Origin of the sequence: Paenibacillus sp. MER 180 (assembly GCF_023713665.1) — a bacterium.
Lineage (GTDB): Bacteria > Bacillota > Bacilli > Paenibacillales > Paenibacillaceae > Paenibacillus_B > Paenibacillus_B suaedae.
Genome location: NZ_JAMAVT010000004.1, coordinates 324701 through 345515, shown reverse-complemented (window position 1 = coordinate 345515; position 20815 = coordinate 324701). Strand labels below are relative to the sequence as shown.

Here is a 20815-nt window from a genome sequence, read left to right as displayed (position 1 = left end):
GCAATAATTATCGGTGAGTTGTTTAGAATGAACAGCATCATTCTATAATGTTGTTTTACACAACACAAGGCCAAGTTCAGTAGAACAATTCTTTTTTTATTACACGTTATTTTAAATAACTTTATTTCATAATTGTGTTACTACTAATAACTTTCATATGGGGAGCGATGAGGATGTTGGCAACGGTGAATCGGTCGGCTACGCGAAAAATGGTGGAGCAGTATTTATCTATGGCTCGTTTGTACAAAAGAACAGGCATCGTACGAAGAGAGATGAAAATGACGACTTCCTATGAACCGAGATTCCATGGTGCGACGAATCAGGTAGGCAAGCCAGTAGAAGAGATTGCCCTGCACAATGTGGACAAGGAAGCATACATGAAAACGGTACACGACAATGTCATGAAGGCGGTCGTACATCTAGGCGACATGGAGCGCGAACTAATAGAGAACTGTTATCTCAATCCACATGTACAGAAGCCAGATTATCTGCTTTGCTTTGACTTGAATGTAAGTGAGCGCACATTTCGCAGAATCAAAGCACGGGCAATTACCGAGCTGGCCTTTATGCTTGGAATCGAAGTATTCGAAGATTGATGCATGATGTCATTCCAGGATAGCTGAGCATCTCAGAAACAGAATGTCGTGTCTTGCAAGGACGAGGACTATGATGTATTGCATATGAGATCGCAGTGACCTCCCGCTGGCCGGATGCTGGCACACTGGTGGACGGGACAAGGTGCTAAGATGATAGTGTGAGGTTGTGGGCATGGGGGCAGGACAACCTTGCAGGGAGGAAGGGAGAACCGTTTGCGGCGAAGCTGTATAACGGTTTTTTTGTACCGCAGGACAGGAGGTGAAGGCTTGCGAAGCAGCGAGATTCGGCAGGGGGTGATGAGTCGGGTGCGGGAACGTTACCCAGACATCCCGGTGTTGGAGTCAGAAGAACGAACGAATGAGTTAGCGCCCTGCTTGGTCGTGAAACTCGTTCAAGGGGAACGGACTCGTGCAGGCGAAGGCCGTTATCAAGCGCGAGCAGCCATCGAGGTCGAGTATTATCCCGATGCAAAGGCTGCTTCCGTTCATGATGTTGCGGATGCGCTGTATGATGCGCTGGAACTGATTGAAGCAGGCGGCGGCTTATGCAGGGGGACAGGCTGGAAGCATGAGATCGTGGAACGCAAGCTACGGTTCCAAGTGCAGTATGAGTACATGCTGACACGTTCCCGAGAGGAAATGAGCAAGATGAATGCCATGAAGCAGGAGGGACGCATTCGAGATGTCTAATGTAAACAAGCAGGACAAGCGCAATGTGGAACATGCCGAGGCTGCGGGCGAATTCGCTTTTGCGAAGGAGCAGTGGCTCCAAGCAGCATGCTGGAGTGCAGGCGAGCGAGACATGCTGCATGCGCTTCTGGCGAGCAATGAGCAGTACACGAAGGAGCAGATTGATACTCTGCTACACCAATTTCGAATTCAGGAGGTAATGTAATGGCTGGAGGAACATGGTCGACGCAGAACAAGGTAAGACCAGGCGTATATGTGAATGTAGTAAGTGAAGGGAAATCGGTTGGAACCCTGGGTGAGCGTGGGATTGTTACTTTTCCCTTGGCTATGAGCTGGGGCCCATCTAAAAAAGTAATTGAGATTTCTGCTGGTGATAATGTTCGAGATTTACTTGGTTATGATATTACAGCACCAGAACTTCAGCTTGTTAAAGAGGCAATGAAACGAGCCCACAAAATACTTCTCTATCGCTTAAATACTGGTGTTGCCTCGAAGGCTACGGTGGGATCATTAACGGCAACAGCAAGATATAATGGTAGCCGTGGTAACGACATTAAGGTTGTTATCCAAAAAAACATTGATGATGATAAGAAGTTCGATGTCATTACCGTGTTTGCTGGCACACCCGTTTATACGGAAACAGTTCATAAAATCGAAGAGCTCGTAGGCAACGCGTATGTCGGTTTTAGTGGGAATGGAGAGTTGGAAGCGACAGCGGGTCTTCCTCTTACCGGAGGAAGTAATGGGACAGTAACCAATCAAGATCATATGGATTATTTGGAAGCAATTGAGGTTTACGATTTTAATGCCATGGCACTGCCTAATGATGAACAGTCGCTTAAATCTGTTTATACTTCCTTCGTAAAACGGCTTCGAGAAAAGGAAGGTAAAAAAGTACAAATTGTAATGCCTAATTATCCAGCAGCTAATTCCGAAGGCGTGATCAGCGTGAAAAACGGTGTTGTTTTATCGGATGGCACTGTTCTAGATGAAGTAAAAGCAACTGCATGGGTAGCAGCAGCAACCGCGGCAGCTGGTGTGAATGAATCTCTCACCTACACCGCTTATGACGATGCGGTGGATGTAGATAAAAAATATACGAACTCCAAAATAGAAGAAGCACTAAAAAATGGTGAATTGTTGTTCGTTCAAAATAATGGACGAGCTGTAGTGGAACAAGATATCAATACTTTTATTGCATATACACCGGAAAAAGGGCGTCAGTTCGCCAAAAATAGAGTCATTCGAGTGCTAGACGCCATTGGAAATGATATAAAATCGATCTTCGAGAAATCATACATTGGCAAAGTTAACAATAACGATGACGGTAGAAATCTATTTAAAAATGAATGTATTTCCTACTTGAATAGCTTGCAGGGAGCTTCGGCAATCCAAAACTTCGATAGTCAAACGGATGTCGTCATCTTAGTTGGAGACGAAGTAGACGCTATCTATTGTGAACTGCATATCCAGCCAGTGGACTCTGTAGAAAAAATTTATCTAAAAGCAACATTACAATAGGAGGGATTGTTCATGGGTTATTTAAAAGCAAGAGATACAATATCGGGACAAGAGGGTCGTGCATTTGCGACTATTAATGGACGAAACGTAGAAATGTTTTATGTTAAAACACTAGAAGCAAAGATCGAAAAAAATAAAGTTGAAGTAAACTCGCTGGGAAGACGCGGAACACAGCATAAAGCTGCAGGTTGGAAAGGGACTGGCAGCATGACAATATACTACGTAACAACAGAGTTCCGACAATTGATGTATAACTATGTAGCGAACGGAAGAGACACCTATTTTGACATTATGATTACGAATGAAGATCCTACCTCTTCAATTGGCAAACAGACTGTAACTTTAAAAGACGTGAACCTGAACAGTGTCGTCATTGCAAAACTGGATACAGGTAGTCAGGTATTGGAAGAAGAAGTCGAATTTACGTTTGAAGATGTAGTTTTGCAGGATTCATTTAAAGCACCGATTCTTGGTTAGTTGAGGAGGAGAAAAAATGAGTTTCAAAGCTTTTTTACGCGAAAATGTGGCAGTTAGGAAAGAAAAAGAAGTTATTATTTCTGAACGATTCAAAGATGATGCTGGAAAGGCAGTCCCGTGGAAGATTCGAACAATTACAGCAGAAGAGAATGCGGAGTTGCAGCAGCAAGCAACAGTACGAAAAAAAGGGGAAACCGAATTCGATGGAACCCTTTATATTGCAAAGCTTACTGCGGCAAGTGTAGTATTTCCTGATTTAAAATCGGCGGAGCTTCAAAAAAGTTACGGCGTAATGGGAGACGATGTTCTTCTAAAATCAATGCTTACGGCCGGGGAATATTCTAAACTGTCTTCGGTAGTACAAGCACTGAATGGCATGGATGAAGATATTAGTGAATTGATTGAGCAAGTAAAAAACTAATCGATGGCGGCGACCCCATGGCGAATTATTCTTATTATGCACTCCACGAACTAGGAGTAATGCCGTGGGATTTCATGGGGTGGTCTCCACGTAAACAGGCAACGGTAATCGCCATGATCGATATTCGGATTAAAGCGGAAAAGAAGATACGGAAGAATACTTGATAAATCTCCCTGATGTTATGGTACAATTTAACTATAACAATCAGGGGGAGAAAGATGAGAAAATATTTTGTCTTTTCTATAGTTATTCTAGTGCTTATACTTACCGGATGTACAACGAGCATTTATGATGAGCCTTATACAAATGAAATTATCGATAGGATATCTGGCCCTCAATCAGAGGTAACTAGTTCAGATCTCCTGAGCCTCTCAATGGCAGAGGTTTATGAAAGAGAAGGAAGAATGACGATTGCAGGTAAGACAGTAGGGCAGATCATAAAAGAATCAACTCGCATTACCATGGAAAAAATAGAAGAAGGTAAACAAGCTAATGAAGAGAGAGAAAAGCAAGTTGCTCTCAGCAAGGAACGAACAAAAAGAATTAAAATAGAGCTGGTTAAAAAAGAGAATTACCCTTTTAGTGTCCAAAAGGGAATCTATAATGATGTTATTCGAATTGACTATCGAATGACGAATAACTCAGGTAAGCCTATTTCGGCGTTTAAAGCTAGCTTCACTCTTCTTGATGCGTTCGGTGAGTCCATATTTACTTCAGGCATAACCTATGACGAGGGGCTCCAAAAAGGTGAAAAGGTAACCCAAGCATATCAAGTCGAGGTGTCGCCTTTTACTGAGGGGTCAAAGGATTTATGGAGAGCAAGTAAAGTTAAGTTGGTCTATACGATAAAAGAAATCATTTATGCCGATGGCACGAAAGAATAAATGAACCACCCTCATTCGAGGGTGGTTTTTCATTTCATGAAAGAAGGGAGGATGCAAATGAATGGAATAGCAGAAATGAATCAGGTCATTATGGTGGCTGAGCGAGTTTATAAGCAGCTCAATGTGCGCGCGAAAGTAGTAAATACATTGTCATCTGCGCAAGAAAGGTTAATAACGCTTGAGGCTGAAGCGGTAACCACAAGACAAAAATTTTATATGCAACAGAGCAAGGTGAATGCGGAAATTCGCCAGGGGACAAAGAATCAGACCAATTTCAATAATGCGATTAAGCAAGGAGCCGAAGAACAAAAACAATTAATTGATGAAATAAGGAAGCTCAATAAGAATGATTATTGGAAAGTCGGATTAAAAGCGGGGAAGAGGATTTATAGTTCAGCGGTTGGAGATGCGATGTCGTTGAATAAAATGGAGCAGCTCGTTATGGCGAGAGCTGGTTCTCCAGAGTTAGGCAAGTATTATATTCAAGACTGGAAAAAGACTGCGCGAAAAACGGGAACTAATTTCAATGATCAAATGAAGTTAGGAATGTCTTTTATACCGCAGGTTAAAAATCCCCGGCAGGTAAATGATCTAATGAAATTATCCCAGCAGATTGCCGCATTCGACGTAAGTGGAAAAGGCTCTGCTGGAGCAGCAGAGGCAATAAAAAGTCTTATGGGCGGGGATTCATCACCATTATCAAAACAAATGGATATTCCTAAAAGTGTAATTGAGAAAAAATTTGGAATTGTGGATGCTGCGAAATCAGGAGATTTAGACAATTTTATCCAGAAATCTAAAGAAATGCTAGAATACATGTCCATGGGTGAAAAGCAATACAAATTGTTAATGGATACCCCTGCGATGAAAGCGGAAGCGGCTATGAATGGATTCAAGAATTCATTAGCTGAAGCTGGTATGACGGCTATGCAATTGTTGGCTCCCCAGCTAGAAAGACTTAATCAATGGCTTCAATCGACTCAAGGGCAAACCTTTTTTATGAGCTTGGGTTCCACGATTGCGACTGTAACAACTAAATTTATTGAGTTTATTCAATGGCTGAATGAGGGGGGGAGAGCGGTTAATTTCCTCACCCAGCTTATATCGCCTCGATTATTAAGTATTGCATCCATTTTAGGGCTAGTAGCTTTATCAAGTAAAATAATTGTTCCGGTTCTTGGAGCAGCCAGCCAAGGATTGGCGATTCTAAGTGGTTGGATTAATCGAACTTCTGCCAGCACAACTGCTTTAACAGTGAGTCAATCTACTCAAATTATCCAATCCCAAATGTGTGTGGGGAGTGCGATGCAACAAGCCACAGCTACAGGGGTGATGGCCACTGCTACTAATATAGCAAATAGAGCAGTAAATGGATTATCGTGGGCGGTTCGAGGTTTGAGCATAGCGCTTAAGGCTGCTAGTGTAGTTGGTTTAGTAATGGTATTAGCCGACATAGCCGGTATAGCTTTGTCTTCAGGAAATGCATCTATAGATGCTGCCAATATGTGGAATGGGAGCATGCTGGCGATGGATGCAACGACAGTTATGGCCTGTCAAAATATTGAGAAAAATCTTCGTAACATGGCTAAAAGTGCAATAGAGAAAGCGAGAACAGTGAATGCTGCTACGGGAACTGCAAAAATCCCTAATGAAGTGACACTTAACCCTGAAGGCGGCGGAACCGTCGTATATGATGATGTAAAATATATCAAAGATAAAACAGGGAAGTTATGGGAAGAAAGCATTGTTGAAAGGGATGTTCCGCTTACCAGAGATGAAATTGTTTCAAATAATCTTATTCCAAGTTCTGCACCAAAGCTTGAGAATTTTGCAACGGCTTTAAAAGGGCTAAAGTGGAGCTATCTTTGGGACAGCCCTGTAAAAGGAGAAGATTTATTACCATCTACGACAAAAAAGGAAAAAACACTAGTTCGTCATACAAATATAAATCCTGCTGATAAGATGTCTGCTTTAAATCATTTAAATACCAAGTTTGAGGAGGAAAAGAGACAAAAGAAGCTTGATGAACTCTCAAAGAACATTGATAAGATAAATTATGAACCAATAACTCCTACAAAAATGGATAATATAGGAAAAGTTGATTCTGTCGGCAAAATAGAAGAACCAGTTGAAATTGGCAGCGAAGATATTAAAGTCATGCGTGAGCTTGCTGAAATGCGGCATGTTCAAAATTTTGTGACTCTAACGCCAACTGTTCAGGTCACGACGGGAGATATTAACCATTCTACGGATATCAATACGATCATCAATCAAATTGAGAATAAGCTGGAGGAGCAATTTATTGGAGCAGCGCAAGGGGTGTATGGATATTGAAAAAGCTTTATCATGTACTTTCCTATTTTTCCAAACAACAAAAGAAGGATGCGCTGGGATATGGAATTTGGCTTGGATTCAATAATCAGAAAGAGGGATTTCAAATTCCTGTGAATCCACCAAGAATTGAAGTGAATAGTGGGAACGAGAACAAGACTTATGAGATTGCGAAATTTGGAGAAATTGCTGTAATCAAATCACCAAGATTAAGAAAATATAGTTTTGAGAGTGAGTTTCCAACTTCACTTTCTAACCCAAATCATTGGGTGAGCAACTTGATGCTTGAACCAGAGTATTATATCGATACTATTACGAAATGGATGAAAACGCAGCACCCAATTCGATTTGTTTATACTGGAGAGTTTGATATTAATGTAGCCGCCACGGTAGAATCATTTGACTATTGGGAAGAAGTAACGGGGTGTGTCCAGTACAAGCTAAGTTTGAAAGAATATCGCTTTTACTCGGCTAAGAAAGCAACGATTGTTAAAGATCCTAAAAAGCCTGAAACCAATAAAATAGTAAAAAAAGAAAAGCAGCGGCCTGACCAAAAAAAAGCTCCCAAAACGTATAAGTTGAAGAAAGGCGATACTCTATCCTCAGTGGCGAAGTCTCAATTAGGAAATGCTAATCGTTGGCGTGAAATTAAAGAACTTAACCATATTTCTGATGCACAAGTAAAGAAGTTGCAGATTGGTCAAGTATTGAAGCTGCCAGCAAAGTAATGAAGGAGGATAGGTCATGTTACAAATTCTCCTTGAGAACAAGGACGGGTCTATTTGGGATATTTCTGAAATTGTTACGAGTGTAAACTGGAGAACAGTCCGCGTAGGTAAGGCAGGTACATTGACTTTTACAGTGATCCGCGATGGACTTTATCAAGCAAAAGAATTCAAGATAGAGCCTGGATCAGTCGTATCAGTCAAATACAAATCTTCTCCTATGTTTTACGGGTATGTGTTTGAACTGAGGTACGATATGGATGATGCCGTTCAGATTACGGCATATGATCAAATTCGATATCTTGATGCTTCTGATTCTCGGGTTTTTAAGGGCGTTACGGCAGGTCATATCATTAAGCAGATCGCAGCAGATTTCGGACTCAAATCGGGCATGATCGCGGATACAAAGTACAAGCTGCCCAAAACGCTTCATGAATCCAAAAAATTACTCGATATGATTTATGATGTGCTGGAGCAAACGACGATGGCCGGGTACGGTGTATATGTATTTTATGATGATTTTGGTTCATTAACGCTCAAACACATAAAGGACATGACCGTAATGAAAGCAATCGGCGACGAGAGCCTGATGACGGATTTCTCATACGGAATATCGATCGATAAGGATACCTTTAATCAGGTTGTTCTCGTACAAGATAAGAAAGAGCTGAAAAAGAGTGAAGCATACGTTGCTCAAGATTCCAGCAATATTAGTAAATGGGGCTTGCTTAAGTACTATAAGAAGGTTGATGAAGGCTTAAACCCGGCGCAAATTAATCAGATTCTGGATGCTACCATTAAGGCGAAGAATCGCCCGACTCGAACGCTAAGAATTGATGCGATTGGGGATCTAAATGTCCGCTCTGGGTGCTATATTCATATTGAAATACAAGCGGTCGGATTACGGCAATTGATGCTTGTAGATGAATGCACTCACAAATTTGATGGCTCTGACCATACGATGACGCTTGAGTTGAAGGTGATATGATGCGAATGCTAAATATGATTAAGCGTGCAGCAATGGATGCTAACGAAGCTTCTGTTCCCGTAGGGATAACATTTGGGACAGTAGTAAATGACAATCCTCTCGAGGTAACTGTGGATCAACGGTTCATACTCGACGAGGATTTTTTAATTATTCCAGAGAGCTTGACTAAGTATGAGATTGATTTGAAGCATAGTCACACCATAATTGGAGTAGGAGGTACAGCAACCGCATTGGGCGATAAAGTTATCATAAGAACGGGGTTGGAAAAAGGGGATAAGGTGATACTTCTTCGCGTCCAAGGCGGTCAGCAATATCTAGTTTTGGACAAGGTGGTGGGGGCATGATACCGACAGGTTCTAGCTTGCAGGCGGATACATCAGATTTAATTGATAGTGAGATGTCTTCTTTAACGTATCGGATCGATTTCGAGAATGGCCGTATCATTGGGAAAGTAGATGGAACTGAGGCTATACGTCAAGCAATTCAAAAAATACTGTCGACCGAACGATATGAGCATCTCATTTACAGTTTTAATTATGGTTTTGAACAAGAGGGATTAGTAGGCAGTGATGCTTCCTTTGTTCGCTCCGAGTTAAAACGTCGTATTCAGGAGGCTTTGCTCCAAGATGATCGCATAATGTCTTTAGAAAATTTTGACATAACGACAGATGGAGAAGCAGCCACGGTAAGTTTTGTTGTAGTAAGTACTTTTGGTGAAATCTCTATGGAAAGTGAGGTGAGCAGGGATGGGGGATCATTCGTTTGAGACTATATTGGACCGCATGCTATCGCGTGTCTCGGATGAGGTAGATAAACGTGAAGGCAGCATCATATACGATGCGCTTGCTCCTGCAGCTTGGGAAATGGCACAAATGTACATCGACATGGAGATCGAACGGAATTTGCTATTTGCTGATACAGCAACTGGAGAATATTTGACTCGTCGAGCTGCTGAATTCGGAGTGAGTAGAAAACCGTCAACAGCAGCTAAACGAAAAGCAGTGTTCTTTGACGAAGCGACCGTACCATTGGATGTGCCTATAGGTTCACGTTATAGCGGCGGTTCCGTAAATTACATTGTTACTAAAAGACTGGGAGCAGGCATATTTGAAATTAAAGCTGAAACGAATGGAAACATTGGAAATGAGTATTACGGACAGTTGTTGCCAATCGATTATGTAAGCAAACTCGCTCGAGCACAAATCTCAGATATTATTACACCAGGTGAAGATGTAGAGGATGACGAGACCCTTAGAAAACGGTATTTTGCTGCAATGAATGAACAGCCCTTCGGAGGAAATCTATCAGATTATCGTCATAAAATAACCTCTCTTTCAGGCGTTGGCGGCGTGAAAATATTCCCGGTATGGAAAGGCGGGGGCACGGTAAAGTGCACCATCATTTCGAGCAGCTTCGAATCTCCATCTGCTGAACTGGTGAAGGATGTGCAGACGATCATCGACCCAGAGGTGAATCAAGGGAAGGGGATGGGCTTCGCGCCGATCGGCCATACCGTCACCATTAAGGGCGCAGTGTCCGTAAGCATTCATGTATCGACGACGCTTACACTTGAAGCGGGAATATCCGTGTCACAGGTGAAGGCGGATGTTGAAAAAGTGATCGCCGATTACCTGCGGACGCTGCGTATGAGCTGGAAAGAGGAAGACCGAACCGTCGTGCGTGTAAGTCAGCTGGAAGCCCGTATCCTGAATGTAAAGGGTATTGCGGATATTGCAGACACGAAGCTAAACGGCAAGGGAGCCAATGTGGAGCTGGACACGGAAGAGCTGCCGGTCATGGGGGCGGTGACCTTAAATGGCTGAACCGTTACTCAAGCGTTTGCCTGACTTTTACCATGACGTGAAGGAAATGGTTCTGCTTATGGAAACGCAGGATGGAGAGAAGGAGAAACTGCTGGCCGCCATGCAGAGGCTGTTCGACGATCAATTCGTCATGACAGCAAGCGAGGATGCGATTGCTAGGCGCGAGCGGATGCTGAATATTCTCCCGGATCGCGATGCGGAATCGATCGATTTCCGGCGCAGACGGATTATCAACCGCTACACGACGAAGCCGCCGTTTACAATCCGGTATTTGCAGGAGAAGCTGGATTTTTTGCTCGGCAAGGACAAGGCGCGGGCTGTTATAGATGCGGACGCCTTCCTGCTGCGCATCGTTGCCAACATTACGGATGCCGCCGTATTCAAGGAGGTTGGGCACACGGTATACGCAGTGAAGCCTGCCAACTTGGTCTATCAACAGGAGACGGCACTGCTATCCAATGTAGAAGTGAATGAGAACATATATCGCTCGGATTTGAAGCGGACGACAAGGCTTTCGACGACGTGGAAGCTGGGGCGTTCGCCATTTGCCGAGCGTGGGCCGGAGGTGCAGATCAAATGATCGAATCAACGTTGCTGGCAGAACTGGCGACCCATGTCAACACGCGAATTGCCAAGGTTGTGCTGAATAAAAAGTATGAGATTACTGAGTTTACGGTGAAGCAAGTATCGAAGAGTGTCGTCAATCTGGAATATATGATTCCGCTGGGATCTGTGGACAGCGTATCGCTGATTGAGCTTCGGGCTGCTGACGGCACGGTACTGACGTCGAATGACGTCTACATACCGCTCACGTCCGATACGATCATCAAGCAGCCGATTACAGTGAAGGAGGTGGCCTAATGCCATACGAGGCGAAGACTAACTGGAAGTACGACGACACCGTCACGGAAAAGGATCTGAACCGCATCGAGCAAGGCCTGAAGGACGCCCATGTAGCGGAGTATAAGGACATTACGTTGAAGCCAGGTGTGCAAATCGTGGATGTCCCTGAGGATACCCCTTTCCGCATGGGGGAGATTCGCGGGCGGACGTTGATAAATTTGTTAGGTTATGCGGGAGCTTGTGAGAGTGATTCTAACGGTGATGGCTTTCCTGATGGTTGGTATATCGTGAATGGACTTGCCAGTGATATGGCGTTAGTAGAAGGAAATACAGGTAAGGGATTCTTTGCAAAATCAGCCCATGCGAAAGATCGTCGTATATCGGGATTTCCATTCAGAGACTACGGTGCAGAAGGTCATACTCATCTATTGCTAGTGGCAGTAATGAAGCCAGCCAATGGCGGCATATCACTGCAAGTTGTAGAAAAAGACGATACTGAAGAGAAAATAATCACTAACGCTCCGATGTTAACAGATACTACAAAATTTAATCTCGTGCATATGCGCTTTCCAGTAAAGAGTGGCAACTCATACCGAATTGACTTGACGGGTAATGGCCAATGGAATGGCGGTATTATCGACGACGTGCGTCTATACTCAATTACAGAAGCTGAGTATAACGCTATCGGATCGATGACAATCGAACAAGTTGCAGCACGTTATCCATACGTTGATTCGATGACCAACGTAGCGAATCCTTATGCTATCGGTACATCTGGTAATCTACTTCCACCATTTACGCAGTGGAGTCATATTAACACAAAGGGAAAGATCGCTGGTAGGTATGAGTATCACTCTGAAATGGAGCCTGTGGGAATATGGACGCATGTAGATATTGATGTTCTACCAAATACGGACTACACTCTCAGCTTTGAAGGAACTGATGGTATACGTATGAGGATTACAGACGTTGGAGAAGCCGTTACTGTTTTACCTTTAACTGCAAATGGTGGAGGATTTTACAGTGGTAACCTTCAAAAAGTTCGTGTGTTTATCGTTGCTGAAGTTGGAGTAGTTAAAAATCCTATTGTTCTACAGGGAAATCACTCACTTCCTATTCCATTCACACCACAATCACGTTCCATATGGGCAGCCGAATGCCAGCTTGCTGCTAATCCGGTAGACGGGACGAATGCGGACGTCTTGTTCAAGGGTGATGATGGATTGCCATATGTGCAAGAGTCGTGGAAGAAGTCTATCATAACAGGGCTTGAGGCGTGGGAACTCAGCACAAAGTCCTCCGAAATAAAACAAGTGCGTGTTCCAAACTATTTCCCTATTGACGCGGTAAGTAAATCTATAGCTCAAATGTTCGGGGTTAAGTATGACGGTACTCGATTAATCCCTGACTATCACGTAATAACTTCAGATACATTTATTCTCCAACCAGGAACGGGTTATCTTTACGTAGGAATATCCAACAAAGACAGTGGATGGGGTGACAAGTACAATCCGTCAGCAGACGAAATCAAGGCATATTTTATGGGTTGGCGTATGTACGATAAGTCTTTGGGAGCTACTAGCGTTTATAATCGCGCAGACGGATTAAATAAGAGTTGGGCATATAGACATCCTCTCGGAGCAGACGGACTCACCGGAGGAACAGAAACGTTACCAACGACACAAGCACCGATTACAACGACATGGCAGCCATACCGTCTCCAGTATCTTAAAGCGAAGCCAACCGCTGAACCCGCTAGTAAATACGAAACTGGCCTGACGCTCTCAAAAGGCTGGAATATGGTCGAAGTCGGTGGCGGTGTAGTGTTGCGGGAGAAGGCTAATCCTACGTACTATTCGCCCAATGGAAATTACTATATCAACAATACAGCAGTAAGTGGAAGCCTACTAAAGAATAAGGTATTACTCATATCGAGGGTTTACCGTAACAACCAAATTGATAATACTGCAAAGGTCGAAAATGATACTAATGCATATGGCAAGCAGCACGTTAGATTTTTACCGTCAGACTTCGACCCAACCGCAGTCTACCACGTTACATATACGATGCTAGACCCAACGCTAACAGCGACAATCAGCGGTAGCATAGCGGCGAATCTAAGCGGCACGGTAACGGATATGGTCGCGTGGGCAAGCGATGCAGAGCGGCGGTTGAGTGTGGTTGAAACGCAGAAGGCAGAGAAGGACAATGCTGTCGCTTGGATTACCCCAACACTGCTGAACGATTGGAAACCATACAACGATGGTTATGTGAATCCACGTTATTATAAAGATGAGAACGGGGTTGTACATTTAGAGGGGCTAATAAAGGATGGGCTAATAGCACAATCGACAAGTCTGTTTTTGCTTCCTACCGGATATCGTCCAAAGGGAACACTGATTTTTTATGTAATAGGTGTTGAACCTGGAGGTGTACCTCGAGGAGTTCGAATAGATGTGACAGCAGGTGGAAGGGTCATTATTACACAAAACGATAATAATTATACGAATGCCTATCTATCAATTAATAATATTTCGTTTCTAGCAGAACAATAAGAAGGAGGCCATACATTGAAAGAAGCAATTATAACTGACCTGAACGGTCGATACATTGAACCGACGCTCGTTGTGGACTCCGTGACGGGCGTTTTTGATAGAATGGAGCCGGTTCAGAGTGGAGCCAATGATGATGCAGAATCATTAGCTTCACAGCAGAATGACTCTAATTTACCAACAGAACCAAAAACGAAACTAGTTGGCTACACAGTAGCCATTCCACTGCCTGACGGACTCTATGAACCGACCTTTGATGTACATGGCTATCGCAAAGCAAAAGTCGATTACGATCTCGCATACGTCGAATATCTCGGGGCTCTTGCGAAGCATGATCCGGCGAGCGGAAAGCCTGCACCGAAACGTCCTACACCAGTAGACGCATCTTCCTATTGGAGCAACGGTCTGACAAAGGAAGAAATTGAAGCCTTGCAGCCGAAGCCAGTTCCTACTGAACTGGATCAGCTCCGGATTGAAAATGCGAAGCTGCTGCTTCATGTAGCTGAATTGGAAGCGAAGAGTGATAAGCACACAGAAGCTACGAATGAGCTGCAATCTCATAACACAGCGCTTACGCAGGACCATGCAACACTACTATTACAATTAGCCGAAAAAGGAGTGATCTAAGATGGATTGGTATACTACGGTAAAGCGTTACTACGATATGGGGATATATAAGAAAGATTCAAATGATCCGTTATACGTGGGTAAGTTTTGTGAGTTCGGCAAAATTACGCCTGAACAGTTTAAAGAGATTACAGGAGAGGTATATTCCACGTAATATCTACTGCGCAGCCTATTCCTCGCACTCAAATGAAAAGGGCCGACATTTTGTCGACCCTTTCATACTCCTCTTGTAATTCCTATTTCATCGTAAAGGATAACGGGATAACTATTTACAGAGTTATTATTCTGCTCCGACTAACTTCAAAGGTTGCAGGATGTCGAGTAATCCTTCAACTCCCCTTAGTTACCTTATTAACTCTACAACGCCTGCAGCACAAAGTGCAGAACGAACAGCAGTGAAATTCCATAGAACAGCGGTTTCACTTCGCGTCCCTTGCCAACGGCAAGATGGAACAACGCGTAACTAATGAACCCGACTGCAATCCCGTCGACGATGCTGTGCATGAGCGGGATGAACGCGATAATGAAGAACGCGGGAAGACCCTTGTGCATTGCATCGAATTCGATCTTCTTCACGCTTGGCATCATCAAGCCGCCGATAAAGATCAATATCGGAGCTACGGCCTGATCAGGAACCAATGTTAGTACCGGTAATGCAACCAATGTACATGCAAACAGGATTCCTGTCACAATAGATGTGAGTCCCGTGCGACCACCAGCAGAAATGCCCGCAGCCGTTTCAACCGTCGCGACATTCGGGCTTGTGCCGAACAATCCGCATGTAATTACGGAGATCGCATTGGCCTGCAAGGATCGATTGAATCGTTCCGGATTCCCGCTCATTTGCAGGTGTGCATTTACAAGTCCTACATTTTCGAACACAATGACGAGCGTCAGCGAGAAGGTTGCTACAGCAAGCGTGACAGCTGACACGCCTTGAAACGTGAACTGACCGAATACATCACCATATGCAGCCCATGAAAAGGCCCCTCCTGTTGCCGCGCCAGCGTTAGGCACTGCGCCAACTAGATAAGCGAGAGCCGTTCCTGCAATAATGGCGATAAGCAAGTTGCCAGGTACGTTGCGCATGAACAGAATGCATGTAAGCGCCAATGTAGCCAGCGTAACAAGCACTCCAGGATCGGCAAACGACTGCAGTGCAATCATCGTAGATTGATCGGGGACGATTACGCCGCCCTTTTGCAGGCCGATCAGGACGAGCATAAGCCCGATCCCTACAGAAATGGCTTCCTGCAATGATTCTGGAATTGCTGCCCGCAGCTGCCCCGCGAGTGACGTGAAGCTAATTACCGTAAAGCAAACTCCGGACAATACAACGACGCCCAGCGCTTGCTGCCATGTCATGCCCATGCCGTGAACGAGCGTGTAGGTAAACATCGCATTGATGCCCATGCCGGGCACAAGAATAATGGGGGACTTGCCCCATATCCCCATTAACAAGCAGCCAACAGACGAAGCAAGCACAGTTGCGATAATGCCAGCTTCTTGAGGTATGCCTGCATCTGCGAGTATCGAAGAATTGACAATTACAATATAGACGATAGCGAAGAAGGACACGACTCCGGCCAGCAGTTCCTGCCGCCACTGAATTCGTGCAGTTGCAGAAGCGTCATGTAAGGATGGTGCTTCTGTCTTCGATTGTATATGTTTCTTTTGGCGGACCAATCGTATACCTGCTTTCCATCGTAGCCCCTCACCCAACCCTTTGCATAAATAGAGGAAATTCAAAAAGTCTGTATTCGATCACGAAGACCGACACAAAGTAGGTTGTGCTGAAAACCGATCTTTTTGAATATGCACTCATAAAACCTATGTCCCGAATTCATATCCGAGCATAAGTAGCAGTTATTATATCACAGGATCTCTCTAAATAATCAAACGATGTTCACCCATCCTGTATTTTGTACCCTGATCCACCTTGCATCAACCCGCGAAATTACATATAATAAATAACTAATTGATTGTTCATAACTATGATTAACACATGCTTAGATGGAGACAAGTACACAGTACCACTTGCCAGGGAGGCGGCGCCGTAGATTGAGAGCGCTGCTGAAGAAGGGGCTGTCGAAATTCACTCCGGAGCAGGTACCTTGAACAAGCACTTCACACACAGTGAGGCTGCTACAGTAGAGGTTCCCGGATTTGCGGCACGTTATCGCTGCAACAAGTGAGATACGGCTTGGTTTGCAACCTCTAGCAGGAGAGCGTTCCAATCGGATCTAATTAGGGTGGTACCACGGTCTTCTCGTCCCTTGTGACGAGAGGGCCTTTTTTTATTTCGAGTGGAAATGAAGGGGGCTTACACAATGAAGGAGCGTTTACAGGCACTGCGCGCCGAAGCGCTGGAGAAGCTGCAGCAAGTAAAGGATGCAGGTCATCTAAATGATCTGCGTGTTAAATTCCTCGGTAAAAAAGGTGAGCTGACAGAGGTGCTGCGCGGCATGGGCGGCTTGTCGGCAGAGGAGCGTCCGCTCATTGGTCAAGTGGCGAATGAAGTACGCGGAGCCATTGAGACATTCATCGAGGAGAAGCAGGCGGCATTTCTCCGTGAAGAGACGGAGCGTCGTCTTCAGGAAGAGACAATTGACGTAACACTTCCAGGCCGTCCGATGACGGTAGGTGCGGTTCACCCGCTGAACAAGGTTATTGAACAAATCGAAGATATTTTCATCGGCATGGGATATACGGTAGCGGAAGGTCCAGAAGTAGAGCAGGACTACTATAACTTCGAAGCGCTGAACCTGCCGAAGGATCACCCTGCGCGTGATATGCAGGATTCGTTCTACATTACAGAAGATATTCTGATGCGCACGCAAACATCGCCAGTACAAGTACGTACCATGGAAGCGATGAAAGGGAAAGGCCCTGTTAAGGTAATCTGCCCAGGTCGCGTATATCGCCGCGATGATGATGACGCAACACATTCCTTCATGTTCCATCAGATTGAAGGACTTGTCATCGATAAGAACATCCGCATGAGTGACTTGAAGGGAACGCTTCTTCAATTCGCCCAAGAAATGTTCGGTTCGAAAACACAAATTCGCTTGCGTCCAAGCTTCTTCCCATTCACAGAGCCAAGCGTTGAGGTTGACCTGACTTGCATGAAATGCGGCGGCAGCGGCTGCCGTATCTGCAAGCAAACAGGCTGGATTGAGATTCTTGGTGCAGGTATGGTTCATCCGCGCGTACTTGAAATGGGCGGCTACGATCCGAAGGAGTACTCTGGATTCGCATTCGGTATGGGTGTAGAGCGTATTGCGATGTTGAAATATGGCGTAGACGACATTCGCCATTTCTATACGAACGATATGAAATTCGTGCAGCAGTTTGCACGGATGTAATGCAATAAATGAATGCTTAAAAAGTCTCTTTTCAGCACCGAGAAGATTGTAAGAAGCTGAAACGTATGCTTCCGATGCGAGTTTTGCTTCGCAAAACTTGTAAGGAGTAGCGGAGTGTAGGCGGGACTACATGAGCACTTGAAATGTTTCCAAAGGAAACATACATCGAAAGCATACGCTCTTCAAGAGTGAGTGCAAGATTCGATGTCGAGTTACTTCCTGAGTTGCTTCGTGATCAAAAGCGGACTTTTTGAACCACCTTTAAAAGAAGAAAGGAAGAGAGCGAGAAATGAACGTATCCTACCAATGGCTATCGCAATATATCGACTTGACCGGCGTATCCGCTGAAGAAATCGCGGAACGCATGACGCGTGCCGGTATCGAGATCGACTCGGTGGAGAACCGCAATCAAGGACTTGACCACATCGTAGTGGGCTATGTCGTATCGAAGGAGAAGCATCCGGATGCGGATAAGCTGAATGTCTGCCAAGTAGACGTAGGCGCAGAAGAGAAGCTTCAAATCGTGTGCGGCGCGAAAAACGTGGATGCAGGACAAAAGGTTCCTGTCGCAACGATCGGAGCGGTTATGCCAGGCGGCATGAAGATCAAGCGTGCGAAGCTGCGCGGTGTAGAATCGCAAGGCATGATCTGCTCAGCGAAGGAGCTTGGCATGAATGACAAGCTGCTTCCGAAGGAAATGCAGGAAGGCATTCTTGTACTGCCAGCGGAGACAGAACTCGGAACTCCGATTGCAGACGTGCTCGGCCTGAACGATCACGTGCTGGAGCTGGATCTTACACCGAACCGCTCAGACTGCCTGAGCATGTTGGGCGTTGCACATGAAGTGAGTGCATTGCTGGAGCGTCCTGCACACTTGCCAGAGCAGGAAGTGAAGGAAAGTACGGAAGCGGCTTCAGGCAAAGTGAAGATTAGCATTAGCGCTGCAGAAGGCTGCACTCACTATGCAGCACGTTATATCGCGGGTGTAACGATTAAGCCATCTCCATTGTGGCTGCAAAATCGCTTGCTTGCAGCAGGCGTTCGCCCAATTAACAACATCGTGGACGTAACGAACTTCGTCATGTTGGAATACGGACAGCCGCTGCACGCGTTTGACGCGGATAAGCTGAATGGCGGCGGAACGATCGACGTTCGCTTTGCGAATGAAGGCGAAGAACTGGTTACGCTTGACGGCCAAGAACGCAAGCTGGAGCCGCATATGCTGCTCATTACAGACGGCGTGAAGCCAGTTGCACTTGCAGGGGTTATGGGCGGAGAGAATTCGGAAGTATCTTCGGATACGGTGAACATTCTTCTTGAATCCGCGCACTTTGCAGGCAGTGTCGTACGCAAGACATCCCGTCAATTGGGACTGCGTTCGGAAGCGTCTCTTCGCTTCGAGAAAGAAGTGAACCCAGAATCGGTCATCCCAGCATTGAACCGTGCGGCTGAATTGATCCGTACACTTGCGGATGGTGAAGTATATGCAGGTATCGTGGAACAACAAACTGCATCTGCGGAGCGCAAAGTTATCGAACTGACTTTAAATAGAACGAACCGTCTGCTCGGCACGTCGTTGACAGCTGAAGAAGTTTGCAAGATTATGAGCCGTCTTGGTTTCGAGCTTGTTGAGAAATCCGAAGGAATCTTCGACATCACCGTGCCTACTCGTCGTGGCGACATTACGCGCGATGTAGACTTGATCGAGGAAGTTGCACGTATTTTCGGATATGACAACATCCCAGTAACTGCTATTGAAGGAGCAACAACGCCAGGCCATCTGACGAAGGGGCAGCACATTCGCCGTGCGATTCGGCGTGTCCTGACAGACAACGGTGTGAATGAGGTTGTGACATATTCCTTTACGAATCCGGCCGACACTTCGGTGTTCCCTTCCTTCATGGAAGGTGCAGTACCTGTACGTCTGGCTATGCCAATGAGTGAAGAGCGCAGCGTGCTCCGTACGAACCTGGTTCCTGGTCTTATTGATGTAGCGGTGTACAATCGCAACCGCAAGCATGAAGATGTAAGCATCTTCGAACTGGGTACACTCCATCTGACGAAGGAAGAGCAGCTTTCAGCTCAGCCTGAAGAGGTTCTTGTTGCTTCTCTATTGATGACTGGCAAGCGCAGTGCTGCACAATGGAATGTGAAGTCAGAACCGGTTGATTTCTATGATTTGAAAGGGGTACTCGATAGCCTCGTAGCGCACTTCGGCTTGGATGGACGTGTACGCTATGCAGCAGATCGTCCGCAAGGCTTGCACCCGGGACGTTCCGCTTCGCTTTATTTAACAAGCGAGAACGGAGAGCAGTACATCGGCTTCATCGGTCAATTGCACCCTGAGGTACAGCATGCGAAGGATGTAGCTGACACGTATGTTGCTGAGTTCTTGGTGCAGCCGTTGATCGATGCAGCAGACTTCGATATTGAGTATCGCAGCCTTCCGCGCTACCCAGCTGTAGACCGCGATATTGCGGTTGTATTGGATCGCGGTACAGAAGTAGGGCAAGTGGTTGCTCTTGCTAAAGAAACGGCAGGCGAACTTCTTGAATCGGTAAATGTATTCGACGTATACACAGGAGATCATGTTGCGGCAGATAAGAAGAGCGTCGCGATCTCGCTCGTATACCGTCATCCAGAGCATACATTCACGGATGAAGAAATTACAGAGCTGCATGGCAAGGTTGTGACGGCAATCGAAACGAGCTTCAACGCAGAGCTGCGGAAGTAAGGTTGCTCCAGAGCAGACACTCTTATTACGGAGACTGCTTCTATAATAGAAGTTCATTGAAGTTGGGACGGATATTTCCGCTCCCAACTTTTTTTATGGGTTGGAACGAAGTGAACATCCTTTTATATAGAAATAAATGCGATAGATAGAGTTTTGGCAAGACCTATATTTGCAATTGCTTTACTACTACCCCTATAATAGGGAAACCCTGTAATAGAAGGGTATATCAGATCTTTTT

The 20815-nt window shown here is 45.2% G+C and carries 21 protein-coding genes and 1 other annotated feature; of the genes, 20 read left to right on the top strand and 1 reads right to left on the bottom strand.

Annotated features, from left to right (window positions below; genetic code table 11):
* Positions 1–173: 173 nt before the first annotated feature.
* The 18 genes from M3661_RS08880 to M3661_RS08795 all read left to right on the top strand — a co-directional run bounded on the left by M3661_RS08880 (position 174) and on the right by M3661_RS08795 (position 14632).
* Positions 174–596, top strand: coding sequence for an ArpU family phage packaging/lysis transcriptional regulator (locus M3661_RS08880; RefSeq protein ID WP_251483820.1), 423 nt, complete (start codon positions 174–176; stop codon positions 594–596).
* A 267-nt stretch (positions 597–863) separates the two neighbouring features.
* Entirely contained in the window at positions 864–1286 is a 423-nt protein-coding gene (locus tag M3661_RS08875; RefSeq protein ID WP_251483817.1) for a phage tail terminator family protein, read from the top strand.
* A complete protein-coding gene (locus M3661_RS08870) occupies positions 1279–1491 on the top strand; it encodes a hypothetical protein (protein ID WP_251483814.1) in 213 nt (70 codons plus the stop codon). Before M3661_RS08875 ends, M3661_RS08870 begins: the two co-directional genes overlap by 8 nt.
* The gene (locus tag M3661_RS08865; protein WP_251483812.1) at positions 1491–2807 is read left to right on the top strand and encodes a phage tail sheath family protein; all 1317 of its coding nucleotides are present in this window, start codon (positions 1491–1493) and stop codon (positions 2805–2807) included. The genes M3661_RS08870 and M3661_RS08865 overlap by 1 nt, the downstream gene beginning before the upstream one ends.
* A gap of 12 nt (positions 2808–2819) precedes the next feature.
* Entirely contained in the window at positions 2820–3284 is a 465-nt protein-coding gene (locus tag M3661_RS08860) for a phage tail tube protein (protein WP_251483810.1), read from the top strand.
* 16 nt (positions 3285–3300) lie between these two features.
* A complete protein-coding gene (locus M3661_RS08855; protein WP_021254547.1) occupies positions 3301–3705 on the top strand; it encodes a phage tail assembly chaperone in 405 nt (134 codons plus the stop codon).
* Positions 3706–3923: 218 nt separating this feature from the next.
* Positions 3924–4589, top strand: coding sequence for a hypothetical protein (locus M3661_RS08850; RefSeq protein WP_251483808.1), 666 nt, complete (start codon positions 3924–3926; stop codon positions 4587–4589).
* A 57-nt stretch (positions 4590–4646) separates the two neighbouring features.
* A complete protein-coding gene (locus tag M3661_RS08845; protein WP_251483806.1) occupies positions 4647–6923 on the top strand; it encodes a hypothetical protein in 2277 nt (758 codons plus the stop codon).
* Positions 6920–7648, top strand: a complete 729-nt coding sequence (locus M3661_RS08840) for a LysM peptidoglycan-binding domain-containing protein (protein ID WP_251483804.1) — start codon at positions 6920–6922, stop codon at positions 7646–7648. The genes M3661_RS08845 and M3661_RS08840 overlap by 4 nt, the downstream gene beginning before the upstream one ends.
* A gap of 16 nt (positions 7649–7664) precedes the next feature.
* Entirely contained in the window at positions 7665–8633 is a 969-nt protein-coding gene (locus M3661_RS08835) for an XkdQ/YqbQ family protein (RefSeq protein WP_021254551.1), read from the top strand.
* A 5-nt stretch (positions 8634–8638) separates the two neighbouring features.
* Complete coding sequence (locus tag M3661_RS08830) at positions 8639–8977, top strand: DUF2577 domain-containing protein (protein WP_251483800.1); 339 nt, start codon at positions 8639–8641, stop codon at positions 8975–8977.
* A complete protein-coding gene (locus M3661_RS08825; RefSeq protein ID WP_251483798.1) occupies positions 8974–9399 on the top strand; it encodes a DUF2634 domain-containing protein in 426 nt (141 codons plus the stop codon). The genes M3661_RS08830 and M3661_RS08825 overlap by 4 nt, the downstream gene beginning before the upstream one ends.
* Positions 9380–10456 (top strand): baseplate J/gp47 family protein, encoded by a 1077-nt coding sequence (locus tag M3661_RS08820; protein ID WP_251483796.1) that lies wholly within the window; start codon positions 9380–9382, stop codon positions 10454–10456. The genes M3661_RS08825 and M3661_RS08820 overlap by 20 nt, the downstream gene beginning before the upstream one ends.
* Positions 10449–11036, top strand: a complete 588-nt coding sequence (locus M3661_RS08815; protein ID WP_251483793.1) for a putative phage tail protein — start codon at positions 10449–10451, stop codon at positions 11034–11036. The genes M3661_RS08820 and M3661_RS08815 overlap by 8 nt, the downstream gene beginning before the upstream one ends.
* Positions 11033–11317 carry a ketopantoate hydroxymethyltransferase gene (locus M3661_RS08810; RefSeq protein ID WP_142544007.1) on the top strand — a complete coding sequence of 95 codons (285 nt, stop codon included), beginning with the start codon at positions 11033–11035 and terminating at the stop codon, positions 11315–11317. Before M3661_RS08815 ends, M3661_RS08810 begins: the two co-directional genes overlap by 4 nt.
* Positions 11317–13854 (top strand): hypothetical protein, encoded by a 2538-nt coding sequence (locus M3661_RS08805; RefSeq protein WP_251483790.1) that lies wholly within the window; start codon positions 11317–11319, stop codon positions 13852–13854. Before M3661_RS08810 ends, M3661_RS08805 begins: the two co-directional genes overlap by 1 nt.
* A gap of 15 nt (positions 13855–13869) precedes the next feature.
* A complete protein-coding gene (locus tag M3661_RS08800; protein ID WP_251483788.1) occupies positions 13870–14478 on the top strand; it encodes a hypothetical protein in 609 nt (202 codons plus the stop codon).
* A 1-nt stretch (position 14479) separates the two neighbouring features.
* Entirely contained in the window at positions 14480–14632 is a 153-nt protein-coding gene (locus M3661_RS08795) for an XkdX family protein (protein WP_251483767.1), read from the top strand.
* 203 nt (positions 14633–14835) lie between these two features.
* On the opposite strand, the gene M3661_RS08790 is transcribed toward M3661_RS08795, so the two are convergent.
* The gene (locus M3661_RS08790; RefSeq protein ID WP_397376503.1) at positions 14836–16164 is read right to left on the bottom strand and encodes an NCS2 family permease; all 1329 of its coding nucleotides are present in this window, start codon (positions 16162–16164) and stop codon (positions 14836–14838) included.
* A 315-nt stretch (positions 16165–16479) separates the two neighbouring features.
* Positions 16480–16758 (top strand) — a binding site (T-box leader).
* Between the two features lie 50 nt (positions 16759–16808).
* On the opposite strand from M3661_RS08790, the gene pheS reads away from it, so the two are divergent.
* Positions 16809–17843 carry a phenylalanine--tRNA ligase subunit alpha gene (gene pheS, locus M3661_RS08785; RefSeq protein WP_021254561.1) on the top strand — a complete coding sequence of 345 codons (1035 nt, stop codon included), beginning with the start codon at positions 16809–16811 and terminating at the stop codon, positions 17841–17843.
* Positions 17844–18132: 289 nt separating this feature from the next.
* Positions 18133–20577 carry a phenylalanine--tRNA ligase subunit beta gene (gene pheT / locus M3661_RS08780; RefSeq protein ID WP_251483763.1) on the top strand — a complete coding sequence of 815 codons (2445 nt, stop codon included), beginning with the start codon at positions 18133–18135 and terminating at the stop codon, positions 20575–20577.
* Positions 20578–20815 lie beyond the last annotated feature (238 nt).

What these genes read in the sequence shown, in the direction of transcription:
- M3661_RS08880 (WP_251483820.1), top strand. Translation starts at nt 174, where the DNA reads ATGTTGGCAACGGTGAATCGGTCGGCTACGCGAAAAATGGTGGAGCAG.
- M3661_RS08870 (WP_251483814.1), top strand. Translation starts at nt 1,279, where the DNA reads ATGTCTAATGTAAACAAGCAGGACAAGCGCAATGTGGAACATGCCGAG.
- M3661_RS08865 (WP_251483812.1), top strand. Translation starts at nt 1,491, where the DNA reads ATGGCTGGAGGAACATGGTCGACGCAGAACAAGGTAAGACCAGGCGTA.
- M3661_RS08860 (WP_251483810.1), top strand. Translation starts at nt 2,820, where the DNA reads ATGGGTTATTTAAAAGCAAGAGATACAATATCGGGACAAGAGGGTCGT.
- M3661_RS08855 (WP_021254547.1), top strand. Translation starts at nt 3,301, where the DNA reads ATGAGTTTCAAAGCTTTTTTACGCGAAAATGTGGCAGTTAGGAAAGAA.
- M3661_RS08850 (WP_251483808.1), top strand. Translation starts at nt 3,924, where the DNA reads ATGAGAAAATATTTTGTCTTTTCTATAGTTATTCTAGTGCTTATACTT.
- M3661_RS08845 (WP_251483806.1), top strand. Translation starts at nt 4,647, where the DNA reads ATGAATGGAATAGCAGAAATGAATCAGGTCATTATGGTGGCTGAGCGA.
- M3661_RS08835 (WP_021254551.1), top strand. Translation starts at nt 7,665, where the DNA reads ATGTTACAAATTCTCCTTGAGAACAAGGACGGGTCTATTTGGGATATT.
- M3661_RS08830 (WP_251483800.1), top strand. Translation starts at nt 8,639, where the DNA reads ATGCTAAATATGATTAAGCGTGCAGCAATGGATGCTAACGAAGCTTCT.
- M3661_RS08825 (WP_251483798.1), top strand. Translation starts at nt 8,974, where the DNA reads ATGATACCGACAGGTTCTAGCTTGCAGGCGGATACATCAGATTTAATT.
- M3661_RS08820 (WP_251483796.1), top strand. Translation starts at nt 9,380, where the DNA reads ATGGGGGATCATTCGTTTGAGACTATATTGGACCGCATGCTATCGCGT.
- M3661_RS08815 (WP_251483793.1), top strand. Translation starts at nt 10,449, where the DNA reads ATGGCTGAACCGTTACTCAAGCGTTTGCCTGACTTTTACCATGACGTG.
- M3661_RS08810 (WP_142544007.1), top strand. Translation starts at nt 11,033, where the DNA reads ATGATCGAATCAACGTTGCTGGCAGAACTGGCGACCCATGTCAACACG.
- M3661_RS08805 (WP_251483790.1), top strand. Translation starts at nt 11,317, where the DNA reads ATGCCATACGAGGCGAAGACTAACTGGAAGTACGACGACACCGTCACG.
- M3661_RS08795 (WP_251483767.1), top strand. Translation starts at nt 14,480, where the DNA reads ATGGATTGGTATACTACGGTAAAGCGTTACTACGATATGGGGATATAT.
- pheS (WP_021254561.1), top strand. Translation starts at nt 16,809, where the DNA reads ATGAAGGAGCGTTTACAGGCACTGCGCGCCGAAGCGCTGGAGAAGCTG.
- pheT (WP_251483763.1), top strand. Translation starts at nt 18,133, where the DNA reads ATGAACGTATCCTACCAATGGCTATCGCAATATATCGACTTGACCGGC.